This is a genomic window from Paenibacillus sp. FSL W8-0919 (genome assembly GCF_038003785.1).
In the GTDB taxonomy this organism is placed as follows: domain Bacteria; phylum Bacillota; class Bacilli; order Paenibacillales; family Paenibacillaceae; genus Paenibacillus_AQ; species Paenibacillus_AQ lactis.
This window is the reverse complement of sequence record NZ_JBBOPV010000001.1, coordinates 4288230-4301193: the sequence shown is the minus strand read 5'-3', so window position 1 is coordinate 4301193 and position 12964 is coordinate 4288230. Positions and strand designations below refer to the sequence as shown.

The 12964-nt window shown below is 52.5% G+C and carries 13 protein-coding genes; all 13 read right to left on the bottom strand.

Translation table 11 applies throughout. From position 1 onward, the window contains the following. Positions 1-25: 25 nt before the first annotated feature. Positions 26-2500 (bottom strand): family 43 glycosylhydrolase, encoded by a 2475-nt coding sequence (locus NST44_RS19515; protein ID WP_232239310.1) that lies wholly within the window; start codon positions 2498-2500, stop codon positions 26-28. 5 nt (positions 2501-2505) lie between these two features. Further along, complete coding sequence (locus NST44_RS19510; protein WP_034273159.1) at positions 2506-3372, bottom strand: carbohydrate ABC transporter permease; 867 nt, start codon at positions 3370-3372, stop codon at positions 2506-2508. Then, on the bottom strand, positions 3354-4250 hold the full coding sequence (locus NST44_RS19505) for a carbohydrate ABC transporter permease (RefSeq protein ID WP_028405137.1): 897 nt from the start codon (positions 4248-4250) through the stop codon (positions 3354-3356). Before NST44_RS19505 ends, NST44_RS19510 begins: the two co-directional genes overlap by 19 nt. A 93-nt stretch (positions 4251-4343) precedes the next feature. Beyond that, the gene (locus NST44_RS19500) at positions 4344-5729 is read right to left on the bottom strand and encodes an ABC transporter substrate-binding protein (RefSeq protein WP_007128267.1); all 1386 of its coding nucleotides are present in this window, start codon (positions 5727-5729) and stop codon (positions 4344-4346) included. Between the two features lie 129 nt (positions 5730-5858). Continuing rightward, positions 5859-6935, bottom strand: coding sequence for a GntR family transcriptional regulator (locus NST44_RS19495; RefSeq protein WP_007128268.1), 1077 nt, complete (start codon positions 6933-6935; stop codon positions 5859-5861). 193 nt (positions 6936-7128) lie between these two features. Next, positions 7129-8034, bottom strand: coding sequence for a metal ABC transporter permease (locus tag NST44_RS19490; protein WP_007128269.1), 906 nt, complete (start codon positions 8032-8034; stop codon positions 7129-7131). Between the two features lie 3 nt (positions 8035-8037). Continuing rightward, positions 8038-8970: a metal ABC transporter permease gene (locus tag NST44_RS19485; RefSeq protein ID WP_007128270.1), complete on the bottom strand. Its 933-nt coding sequence runs from the start codon at positions 8968-8970 to the stop codon at positions 8038-8040. A 3-nt stretch (positions 8971-8973) separates the two neighbouring features. Then, a complete protein-coding gene (locus NST44_RS19480) occupies positions 8974-9702 on the bottom strand; it encodes a metal ABC transporter ATP-binding protein (RefSeq protein WP_007128271.1) in 729 nt (242 codons plus the stop codon). A gap of 1 nt (position 9703) precedes the next feature. After that, positions 9704-10672: a metal ABC transporter solute-binding protein, Zn/Mn family gene (locus tag NST44_RS19475; protein WP_040738227.1), complete on the bottom strand. Its 969-nt coding sequence runs from the start codon at positions 10670-10672 to the stop codon at positions 9704-9706. Between the two features lie 388 nt (positions 10673-11060). Further along, positions 11061-11657, bottom strand: a complete 597-nt coding sequence (locus tag NST44_RS19470) for an AAA family ATPase (protein ID WP_007128273.1) — start codon at positions 11655-11657, stop codon at positions 11061-11063. 23 nt (positions 11658-11680) lie between these two features. After that, positions 11681-11893 (bottom strand): GNAT family N-acetyltransferase, encoded by a 213-nt coding sequence (locus tag NST44_RS19465; RefSeq protein WP_312889613.1) that lies wholly within the window; start codon positions 11891-11893, stop codon positions 11681-11683. 197 nt (positions 11894-12090) lie between these two features. Beyond that, positions 12091-12288, bottom strand: coding sequence for a hypothetical protein (locus tag NST44_RS19460; RefSeq protein ID WP_007128276.1), 198 nt, complete (start codon positions 12286-12288; stop codon positions 12091-12093). A 288-nt stretch (positions 12289-12576) separates the two neighbouring features. Then, positions 12577-12906 carry a chaperone CsaA gene (gene csaA / locus NST44_RS19455; protein ID WP_007128277.1) on the bottom strand — a complete coding sequence of 110 codons (330 nt, stop codon included), beginning with the start codon at positions 12904-12906 and terminating at the stop codon, positions 12577-12579. Between the last annotated feature and the right edge of the window lie 58 nt (positions 12907-12964).

Here is a 12964-nt window from a genome sequence, read left to right as displayed (position 1 = left end):
CTCCATCTTCTGTTAGTTTATGTTTCTATTTCACAGCTATGGACTCTACCGTGATGTCCCCGAGCTCGATCTGCTCCGCATGAACCGACCGAATGCCCACTCTCCCCTGCATGAAAGCCCGCGGATCCTCGTACGTCAGAACCGGGTCTTTCCCGTCCTGCGCATAAACTCGGATTTCGCCGCGAACCGCCTCAATGCTTAAGCTTGCTAGCTCATTAGGCTCCAGCGAAATTTTCACGCTTTGCAGAAGCTCGGAATCGTAATTATGTTTGTACAGCTCAAGCTTCGTGGCGCTGACGGCAAGGAAATATCCCATCAACGAATCGCTCACTTGATCCCGGAAATCCGACTCGTTCGTCACCCGGAAGAGCACCCCCGCCTGACCGGACGGGTCAACGCCAAGCTTTACGGTCGTACGGATGCGATAGTCGGTCCACTGAGGACTTCCTCCATACATCTTGGCATCGGAATCGGCTGTGCCGGCATACCTTCCATCCGTTTCAACCCACTGGCCATGAATATCCTCGGCGCTTGCTTGTTCCAGAACACCCTCGACTTTGAACTTTTCTTCATTGACCCGTTCAAGATCCATCGTTGTCCACTCCAGCGTTTGGCCGCTGTTCAATTGAATGGTAAGGCTACGAAACCCCTTTTCGAGCTTCAGCGACCCGACCCGGATTTTCACCCAAGGCTCGCTGCCGGAGTGATCGCTGCCATCGACTTTATAGCTTCCGGCTACCTTATCGTCCACAAGAACCTTGATGGCCGATGGATGCGCGCCGGACTTGACCGTCAGGTCCAGCCCATACGTGCCGGATTCGGAGACGTTCACCGCGTAGCGCAGCCAGTCGCCTTTTTCCGTCAGTGCGGCCGCATAGCTCCCATCCTCTGCGAGCTTGATTGCCGTTCCGTCCGAACGGCGCCATTCACTGGAAGCTGAGGGGTGCCGGACCGAAAAGCCCCTGCCTTCGCCGCTTAAATAATGAACGGCCTCGATGCTGCCAGGAAGCGGCTTAGCCGTATCAAAGTCGCTGGTGCCGGAAGCGTGATTCGAGAACGCCGTATACGAAAGGCCCGGTTCGCCTTCCTCGTACAGATATCCGATTTTGCCTGGGCCGAACGAGTCCGCCGATTCATCCAGCCTCAGCATGCCGTCCAGATAAACCCGGAGCCGATCTTCTCCACGCTCGACACGAATGGTGTGCAGCTTAGACCAATCCATGTCTTGAGGGATCTTCGTCTCGGCAAGCACCTGACGCCTTCCGTCCACCACTGTCCCCAAGGAAATCGCGTTGTCCTTCGGCTCAATTTCGGCGAATCCGTATTGATTCGCATCCTCATAGGCAAACAATGCGGCAGCGCGCGCCTGAGACGGTACCAAATTATATTCAGCCGTAAAGATTGGACCCGTGCTCTCCTTGCTGATGATTCGACCGCTCCCTGCTGTTTCTTTAGCCTCCCACAATGCTTCGTCGATGTCAGCTCCATCCAGTCTGTCGGCAAAGACCGGCCCTCTCGGAACAGGCTGTTCGTAGTTCGTCGGTCCGAGAAGCTCCATCCTGTCTCCATTGAAGACCAGCCTATCGATGTTCATACGGCGGACAGGCGGGCCTTCCTGGGATCTTCCCGTAAGGTTATGGTATACGAGATAATATGAATCCAGGTCGGGACCAAGGACGGTTGAGCTGTGGCCGAGTCCGTAGAAGTCCGGCTTGGTGCTGATGACGAGCGGGTTGTTGACCGGAACGGTATACGGACCAAGCGGCGAATCATGGGACACGGCATAGTTAATGCGATAACCTTTACTGAATACGTGATTGCCGGTATAGGTCATATAATAGGTTCCGTTACGTTTAATGATCATGGACCCTTCGGTCCAGTGGCCTAAGTATGGGCCCGGAATCGTTTGGCCTACCCCGAAATCGGCAGGACCGTTCATGGGAACGCCAACAATGCCCGAGGAGCCTGCATGCGTAAACAGCCAGGTTCCGTCATCGTCGATGAACACCGAGCCGTCGATGCTCATGCCGACATTCTCGGAGATTCGTTCGAACGGGCCTGTCGGCGATTCGCTCCGGAACACGAAGTGACCTCTGCCTGCCGGAGAAGTATAAAGATAGAACCAGCCGTTCCAGTAAATGACTTCCGGCGCATAGGCGCCGGTCGAGACAGGATCTTCGGTCACCAGCCCCGCATACCGCCAATCGACCAGATTATCCGACATCCACGCCTTGATTCCCGTCCGGTGATCCTTCGTGCTGACATACAGATAATAGCGCCCGTCATGCCGCAGCACGTATGGATCTCCGTTGCCGTAATCCTCCCATTCTTCCTCTAAGGATGGAAAAGGATTGGCATACGTTTGGTTCTTGTAAATTTCCATATCGACCGCCTCCGGTTTCGTGATTGTACTGCAACCCGACATTGCCAATCCGGCCGCTAATCCTAATGCTCCAAGGGATCTGGCGATCTTCCGCAGGTGCGGTATGCTTATCGGCATACGCCTCACCCCTTGATTCCGCTGATCGCCATCGATTCGATAAAGTATCGCTGGCAGAAAAAGAATACGATGATCACCGGCACCATCGCGATGATGGCGGCGGCCATGATCATCGGATAGTCCGACTGACCGATGTACATGGCCTGCATGGAAGCGATCAGCACCTGGATCGTTTGCTTCTCGGGCGTATGCAAGTAAATCAGCGGGCCGAGGAAATCGTTCCAAATGCCCATAAAGCTCAGGGCTGCTTGAGCCGCCAGCGCTGGCTTCATGATCGGCAGCGCGATCTTGAAGAAGATTCCAGGAAAGCTGGAGCCGTCGATCTTCGCCGCTTCGATCAACTCCGTCGGCATCGCGCTCTGCAGATACTGCCGTATGAAGAAGATGACGACGATGTTTCCGAACAGGCCGGGTATGATGAGCGGCAGCAGCGTATCTACCCAATCCAGCCTGGAAAAACCGATATATTGCGGAATCATGACAACGGAATAAGGAATCATCATCGTTCCGAGCAAACCGAGGAACAGCACCCCTTTATATGGAAACTCAAATTTCCCGAATGCATACGCCGACATGGCGGATACCAGCATGCCGACCGTCAGGACGATTACGACGATGATCAAGCTGTTCATAAACCCGTTAAGCAAAGGCGACTCCTGCCACACCTTCGCGTAGTTGCCAAACGTAAACGGATCGGGGATCCACTGCGGAGGAATTTCAAATACGTTTCGTCGATCCTTAAGTGAAGTCGATATGGTCCAAAGGAACGGCGCGACCATAAACACCGAGCCGAACAGTAACAGCAGCAGCGACCAGAGGTCGGTCCATCTTTCCCGTCTCACGATAATCCCCCCTAGTCCTGATAAACCCATCGATTGGAAAGCTTGAATTGAATCAGCGTGACGATGAAAATCAAAATACCCAGCACCCATGCAACCGCACTCGCATATCCCATGTTGAAATACTCGAACGCATGCTGGAATATGTAATAGACGACCGTAGCGCCGCTATATTCCGGTCCGCCGTCGACCGCCAGCACATAGATTTGGCTGAACGACTGGAACGCCCCGATGATACCCATAACGATGACGAAAAAATGAATCGGCGTAAGCAGCGGGATCGTAATTCGCGTCAGCTTATGCCATGCTCCGGCGCCGTCGATTTCCGCAGCTTCGTAATACGTTGATGAGATCGACTGCAGTCCCGCTAAGTACAGCACCATGTTCCCCCCGATGCCGCTCCACAGACCGATCAGGATCAGCGAAGGCTTCACCCACTCGGGTTTGCCCAGCCAGTTAGGCCCGGTTATCCCGAACACCTCCCACAGGAAGTTGTTGAGCAGCCCGTAATCCTGGTTCAAAATCCACTGCCACAGCAGCGATACCGCTATAATCGGCGAGATGACCGGCAGATAATAGATCGTGCGCATGAACGAGATGCCCGCGATTTTGCGGTTCATCAAGATCGCCAGCAGCAGCGACAGCACCATGCCGATCGGTATGCCGATCATCAAATACACGGTGTTATACAGAGATTTGAACACCTTTTCGTCGGCCAGAAGATCCTTATAATTAGCGAATCCCATCCACTGCGGATCGGACAGCATATCCCATTTATGAAAGCTAATATAGATCGAGAACAAGATCGGCACGAGGCCGAACAAAAGAAATCCGAGGACCGGCGGAGCGACGAACAGATACAGCCAAGCCAGTTCCTTTCTGCGATAGCCGCTGAGCAGCTTCGTTCCCATATTCATTCCACCTTCGCCTGTATTCCTTATGACAGGGCGTTGTTCATATAGCGGGGAGCGCCGGCAACAGCAGCCGGCCGCCCCCTTGCGCCATTATTTATTTCCCTTGTCGTACAGCTCCTGCATCTTCGGCTGGATTTCAGCCGTGAAGTCCTTGGCCGACATATCGCCGTTCCATACCTTGCTCGCGTTCTGATTAAATGCATCCATCCATTGCGTATCCTTCGAGAAGGCTATCACGTCCGGACGACCGTAATCTTGGATAATATCCAGAAATACTTGACGTGTTTGCGGCCCTTTATCCATTTCCATAAACTCGCCTTCGGCCATGTCGATCAGGTTGGGAACCGCTTGCCCGAGCTGGTAGTTTTCGCGCTGTCCTTGCTCATCCAACGACAGGAACGCCGCCAAATCGAACGCTTCCTGAGGGTGCTTGGATTTCGCCGATACGGCAAATCCCATCGAACCGAGCCAGGTCGCCGTTTGTCCCGTGTTCGGGCTTGCCGGCCATGCCGCAATATCCCAATTGAACGGCAGCTCCCAGAATGCCGGCTGATCCCAAGGACCCATCGCAAACATGGCCAGCTGTCCGTTAATAAAGCGGGTGTAAGCATTCATTGCTTGCTCAGCTTCCTGATTCGGGCTGACCTTATGCTTCAGATTCAGGTCGGCTACGAATTGCATCGCCTCATAAAACGCAGGCTCATTTACTTTCACGGTACCGGTGTCGTAATCGATGTACTCGCCGCCGTTGGCCCAAACCGCGGACTCCAGGCTGTATGCGCCAACCCCGTACTGCTCCGGCTTTCCGTCGCCGTTGTTGTCAACCGTCAGCTTCTTGGCTGCTTCGAGCATGTCGTCCCATGTCCACTCTCCGGCTGTTGCGGATGGATACGCCACGCCCGCTTGATCGAACAAATCCTTATTGTAGACAAATGCCCACGGGCCAACATCCTTCGGCAGTCCGTACAAGTCTCCGGTACCGACCTTGCTTCCGTCGAAGCGGTAACGGTCCATCGCCTGCTTCCATACGTTGTCTGGTTTAAACAACGTCGTCTGGTCCAGATAGGATTGAATATTGAGGAGCGTTCCGGCTTCTGCAAACCGATAGAATTCGGGCCCGCCGACGTAGAATACATCAGGCACCTTGCCGGAGCTGATCAGCGTTGTCATCTTCTGCGAGTACTCGCCCGGAGGCACCGATGTATATTTGACGGTGACATGCGGGTACTTCTCCTCGAAGGAAGCGATCAGCTTTTCGAAAATTTTCTTTTCGTTCGGATTGCCATGGCCCATAAACTCGATCGTCACGGGCTCCTTTTTGTCCGTCCCGGCGGCAGCCTCATTGCTTGGCGCCGAGCTGTCCGGGTTGTTGGAGGAAGCTCCGCCGTTTGGACCGCTTCCGCCTCCGCTGCAAGCGGATAACGCAAACATCAGTAACAGCATGATCATACCTGCAAATTTGCTCTTCGATTTCATGCGATTCCCCTCTTCTTCAAGGTATATTGTAAGCGCTTTACGAAGTCATAATAACTTATAACAATATACTTTTATATACTCAATTTATTATAAAATTGAAGAGATTGAATACTTCGCATAAGAATCGCTTTATTCCTTTACAAGCTGGACCGGCACAACGATTCTTCTAGCCTCAAAGGCCCCTTCAATCTGCTCGGTCAGCAGCTCGATGGTCAGCCTGCACATCTCCTCCTCGTTTTGCCGAATATACGGAACGTTCGGCAGATCCGGCGGATCGAACGTAATCAGCTCCAGATCGTCAGGCACCCGTCGACGTGAGGCGACAGCGGCTCTATAAACATTTCTGCACAGCTCCGTATTGGCTGTGATGACCCCGGTGATAGCGGGACTGCCGTCCAAAAAATCCTGAATGTGTTCGACGGATTGACCCGAAGCTATCTCATCCAACGGAAGGAGACACCATAAGCTTTTGTCGATCGACAATCCGCGCTCAAGGAAAGCCTGCTCAAACCCTTGCGCTCTCTCGTCCGTTACGGTATTCGTAATTTCCGGCGAGATGAAAGCGATGGACGAATGGCCTTTGTTCAGCAGATACGCGACGGCTTCCCTCGTGCCGTTAATGTTATCCGAGCTTACGCTGTACGTCTTGATCTCCTTCAAGAACCGGTCAATCAGGACAAACGGGAATCGATCCAGCGAAAGCCTCAGTATCGAATCGTTATATGTCTCGTTTTCAACCGGAAAAATGATCATGCCGTCCACTCCCTGCTTCAGAAAGGACGAAATGACTTTGGACTCCTCAAGCTGCGACTCGCGCGTAATTCTCAGCATCACTTCATACCCTGCGGCAGTGGCGTATTTTTCAATGTTATCCAGAAAGCGCTGGTCCACTTTGGTTTTCATCGTCGGCAGCACCAGCCCGATCCGGCCGCTTCTGCCTGCTCCCGCCGTCCACTCGCCCAACTGATCGAGCGCGGCAGCGTTCTCCGGCCTGCTCATGACAAAGGTCCCTTTCCCTTGAATCCGGACGAGCAGCCCTTCCTCCATCAGTCCGACCAGCGCGTTTTTGCTTGTAATTTGACTGACGCGGTACCGCTCGGACAGCTCCTTCTCCGAAGGGACCCGGTCACCTTCCCGCAGCTTGCCGATGGCGATCAGCCGCTTGATGTCTTCCTGAATTTTTTTGTACAGCGGCAAGGATTTCAATGCACATCACAACCTTTATAATTTAAATAGTATAATTAGTATATTAATATAACATAACTTTGTTTTTGTAAATGAAAAAAAGCACCCCCAAGAGTGGGTGCTTGATTATTTATATTTAATGGTCAGCCCTCCCCCTCCTAACTGCTCAGCTTCCAAGGATGGGGTCTGCGATGATCTAATGTGCCAAGGATGCTCACGAAACGGCATCGATTTGTTGTTCCTCTTGATCGGGCCGTTCATAACGATATAAATACCGGGACAGCACGCCATGCTTCGGCGACAGCAGGAAGCTTACAAGAAAGACGATCCCGGTCGCGAAAGCCATCGATCCCGAAATGGACGTGTCCAGCCATACGGCGACGTAATAGCCCGCGAAGGCAGAAATCACACCGAAGGCGCCGCTGAGCACCAGCATAATGGACAGCTTATCTGTCCATAGATATGCCGCTGCAGCAGGAGTAATGAGCATGGCGACGACCATAATCGCCCCGACGGCATCAAACGAGGCAACGGTTGTGATCGACACCATCGACATAAACACATAATGCAAGAGCACAACCGGTATGCCGATGCTGGCGGCTAAGGCCGGGTCGAAGGAGGTGATTTTCCATTCCTTGTAGAAGGCCAGGATGACCACCAGCACGACCAGCAGCACGGCAGCCAGCATGAAGGTTGCCTTAGGCACTTCGCCAAGAAGCGGTACATTCATGACCTCCCAGGGCACGAACGCAATCTCGCCCATCAGCGCGTGCTTGGTGTCCAAGTGGGCATTGCCGACCTGGGTAGCAATCAGAATGACGCCGATGGCAAACAATGTCGTAAACACCACTCCGATCGAGGCATCCTGCTGAACCCCCCGGGAATGAAACCACTGTACGAGGAGGGCCGTTAGAAGGCCGGTAATGATCGCCCCGATCAGCATATGAGGTCCGTTTAATTCCCGCGTAATCAGAAAGGCGGTTACAATACCGAGCAGCACGGTATGACTAATGGCATCGGCCATCATGGCCATTCTTCGCAATATGAGAAACACCCCGACAATGCCGCAGGACAAACCGACCAACGAAGCAGTAAGCAATATCCAGCCCGTATATGTCATCGTTTACTCCCCCTCCCTGATGGCCGGAACCTTGGTCCAGCTTGAGCTTGGATCCTCCACCTGCTTCTTCTTCTCGGATCGCAGCTGGAGTGCCTGAATCAGCAGCCCTTTCTCCGAGCCGAACACGAGCGACACGGTGAATAATACCGAGGAGGCTATCACGATAAACGGGCCCGTCGGCCAGCCTTTGCCGAGCGTGCTGATCAAGGTTCCGATCAGACCGGAGCCACCGCCGAAAATCGCGGACAGGATCACCATCGTTCTGAACGATTGCGTCCAGTACCTTGCGCTAACAGCCGGTATGATCAGCATTGCCGCCATCAGGATGACACCTACGGCCTGAATGCCGATTACGATCACGAGGACGAGGACCGCCATGTAGATCGCGTTCATCCATCGGCTGCTTAGTCCGAGCCCGCGGGCAAAGTCCGGATCGAACAAAAACAGCTTCCATTCCTTGAAAGCGACCGTCACGATCACGATGACCAACAGGGCTAGGGCAAGCATGGTAAAGACGTCTTTACGGACCATGGACGCGGCCTGACCGAAAATAAAATTATCCAGTCCGCTCTGGTTGCCTCCAGCCGTACGATTGACGATCGTGAGCAGCATGATTCCGAGTCCGAAAAATACGGACAGGATCATGCCCATCGCCGTATCCTCCTTGATCCGGCTGGAGGAGCGGATCCATCCGATTAACCAAGCGCCGATCAACGCGCTGACCGCGGCTCCGATGATCATGAACAGCAGATTTTTGGTACCGGTCAGCGCGAAAGCCACAACCACGCCCGGAAGGGCAGCATGCGAAAGCGCGTCACTCATGAGGCTTTGTTTCTTCCAATACGCAAGACAGCCGATCATGCCGGCCGCCATGCCCAAAATCAAGGTACTGAGCAGCACCCATTGTGTATTTGGAGACAGCAATGAATTCAACACATGTTACGCCTCCTTCATGAAGCGAAGGGAACCGCCATAGGCCCGGTATACGTTGTCCTTGGTGAACGCGTCCTCCGTCTTCCCGTGGGCAACGACGGTACGGTTAAGGAGCAGAACGTGATCGAAGTAATCCTCGACCGTCTGCAAATCGTGGTGGACAACCATCACGGTTTTTCCCGACATTTTCAAATTTTTCAGCGTGGTCATAATCGCACGTTCCGTCGCAGCGTCCACTCCGGCCAGCGGCTCATCCATGAAATACAGATCGGCGTCCTGCACAAGAGCCCTTGCCAAAAACACGCGCTGCTGCTGTCCCCCGGACAGCTGGCTGATCTGCCGATCCGCAAAATCGGCCATGCCCATCTGCGCAAGGGACGCCATCGCCTTCTCTTTATGGCTCTTGTTCGGCCATTTCAACCACCCGACGCGCCCGTAGAGTCCCATCATGACAACGTCGAGCGCATTGGTTGGAAAATCCCAATCCACCGATCCGCGTTGAGGCACGTAGCCGACTCTCGTCTTGGTCTGACTCAGCGTTGATCCGAAGAACGATACGTCTCCCGAGAGCTTCGGATGAAGCTCCAGCATCACTTTAAGGAGCGTGGATTTGCCGGCCCCGTTGGGACCGACAATGCTGGTTAACGAACCTTGCTCCACCTCGAACGAAACATCATGAAGCACCTTATTTTTACGATAGGATGCATGCAAGCCTTGAACTTTCAGCACACTCATCTTATTCACCGCTTCCTGTTAATGCATGATAAATGGTTTCAACGTTATGGCGATACATTCCGATGTAGGTCCCCTCCGTCGTCCCTGCTTCCCCCATTGCGTCAGAGAAAAGCTCTCCGCCTAGCTTCACGTTGAGCCCTTTCTTGGCTGCTCCTTCAATGACCGCGTTGATGGAAGCCGGGTTGATGCTGCTTTCAATAAAGACGGCGGGGATGTTGTGTTCAAGCAGCGTATCGATCGTCCCGTTGATGTCCGAAAGACCGATCTCATCCTCAGTACTAAGTCCCTGCAGCCCGACGACCTCCATGCCGTGCATGCGGCCAAAATATCCGAACGCATCATGCGCAGTAACGATAACCCGCTGAGCTTCAGGAATTTGACGGATCTTGTCTTTAGCTTCTGCCTTCAGTTCATCCAGCTTGGCGAAATAATCCCGCTTGTTTTGTTCAAAATATTCGGCATCATCAGGCGAGAAGGCTTTCAGCTCTTCTACAGCCGAATCCAGCGCCAGCTTCCATAGGTCGATGTCAAACCAGACATGGGGATCAATCGCCTTACCTTCATCCTCAAGCAGCTGATCCCTCGGGATCGCATCCGCAATGGCCAGCACCGGTTTATTTTTACCAATCTGCTCAAAGATCTCCGTCATATTTCCTTCGAGATGCAGGCCGCTGTAAAATACGACATCGCTGCCTTGCAGCTTCTGAATGTCTCCTTGCGTAGCATTGTATAAATGCGGATCAACCCCGGGCCCCATCAGGCTTTGGACCTCTACCCGGTCACCGCCGATGACGGTAATCGGCTCTGCAATCTGACCAATCGTCGTCACAATTTGGATTTTCTCTGCAGGATCCCCTGATGCTTGGTTCGTCTGCGGCTCACCGGAAGCACATCCGGATAGCACGAGTACCAGACTCAGCATGACCGCTCCCAGCATTTTCGTCGTTTTACTGAACAATTTGGTTTTCATCTTCCATTTCTCCTCCTCCAACGTATTGCCTTGTTCGAACATGACAATGTGCTTCTCCCGTCAATTCCATCCTGCATCAAACCAAATGTAATTCCTTGTACCAATTATTTTGCCTTAGGTAAACTTTAATAGCTATGTACAAAAAATAATCCATCATTAGGCATTTGTCAATACGATTTTGCCGTTCTTACGCAAACCACAACAAAATCAACGTCAAAATTCCTTGTGGTTATCCTTGTTTTTCGATTTTTTAAACGGATGCAAATTATTTAGAAGCGGTTAACTTATTTTCCTTTGATGATGAAAATACTGTATAAAACAAAAAAACGAAGCCCCTGGTCAGGTTCTTCGCTAGTTTCTGGTTTTATACTTGTATCTTTCGCTTAAGTTATCCTAAAAACCGAACATGGGAAAGCTTCGTTTTCATGCGGTCCAGCTGTTTTCTCGTACGGCTTCGACGATCGGGTAGCAGCTGAATGCCGGCATGTTCGGCAATCACCGAAACCACCTCATCGATGGATAGCCGATCCGTATCGATATGCTGCCGGAATACTTCCTGCGATAATCCGCTGATGCATCGGTCAATCTGCTGGGCTGCCCATGAATTCGCTCCTTCATAACGGCTACGAAGGCGCTTAAGGAGGACCTCCCTTGAAGCACACAAGGTAAAATGCCGAACATCCACACCGTCCCGGCGGAGCCTTCCTACGATTTCATCGAAATATTCCGGATTGGTTACCGTCATTGGCGCAATGATGATGCGGTTAGACTCCTGGTCCATGTGCTTGAACATGGCGTAATTAAACTCACGCCACATCGGGTAATGCTGGAAATCATCCCGCTTGGCATCCGGCGGCAGGTTTGACCGAATGAAATAGCCGGCATTTTCCGGATCGTACACATACGAATTCGGCAATCTGCGATGAAGCTCGTGTGCAGCTTGCGTCTTCCCGGAGCCGAAAGCTCCGTTAATCCATAGAATCATGGTTTACCTCCTGAATAAGGCCCTTATTTTCTCAAAAAATCCGGAGTTCTTGTCAGCGTCTTGCCATGATCCCGCACGAAGCCGAACTGCTCGTACAGACCGTGCGCATCCCTTGTTGCCAAAATGCCGAATAAATTTCGGTAATCCGGATGTCCGGTAATCGTTGCGATTAGCTTTTTGCCTACGCCTTGAGCCCGGTAAGCCGGATCCACGTAGACGTCGCATAACCAATACACGGTCGCCCCGTCGGTGACCACACGGGCAAAGCCGATTTGCCGCTCGTTATAATAAAACCGAGCCCTTCAATGAATCCAGGATTTTAGATCGGGACCGCTTATTGGCCCAATAGCTGTCATGCAGAAATCTTAAGATGGCTGCTGTATCCAGCAAGGAAGGGTCGCTGCTGATCGTCACGTCTTTGAGATCCAGGGGTTCATTCATGATGCAAGATCCGATCATTAACATGGAGCCTCTTCTGCTCCAGGATCTTTTCTCTCAGCCGATCGCATTCCTCGTTGATCCGAGCAACTTTGCGTCGCGTCAGAAAACGGAGAAAAACAAGCACCGCATACTGTGCAAAGGTCCAGCCGGATGACACCTCGTCGTCATGGTGATAGAAGCCTGCGTTCATGGATCCCCCTCCTAACCCTATGGGTTCATTTAGAAAACCTTCCCAGTTACCATCTTATGATAACCGAACGAATAAAACAACGCCCCTGGCGGCAATTCGCCATCCTGCTGTTATTGGCCGTCTCGTTGATAATTGTTTCAAAATAAGCGTTTCCCATCTCGCGGAGAAGATGATCGAGAACGCTTGCATAACATATCGGGTGGCATTCGGCAGCTATGGAAACAACTCGGTTCAACCATTTAAAAAAGGCTCCGAGCAGCTAAGCCCCGGGCCTTTTCTTCGATATCGTCATGCAATTGGGGTGCCGTCGGGCAGCTTGTATTCCGGCCGCAACAGGACAACATCTCCCTTCTCCGGAACTCCGCCCAAGACCAGCACCTCGGATTCAAAGCCTGCAATGCGTCTCGGCGGAAAATTCACAATCGCCGTTACCTGGGTGCCGATCAGCTCCCCGGCGTCGTATCGGCGCGTAATTTGCGCGCTAGTCCGCTTGATTCCAAGAGGACCGAAATCAATTTTCATTTTAATCGCCGGAACGCGGGCTTCCGGGAAAGGCTCGGCGTCCACGACGGTTCCAACACGGATATCCAGCTTCAAAAAATCTTCGATCGTTGCCATGTTGATTCGCTCCCTTGCAATGGTTACCGAAGTTTTGCCATGAACTTCGTATGGTGGG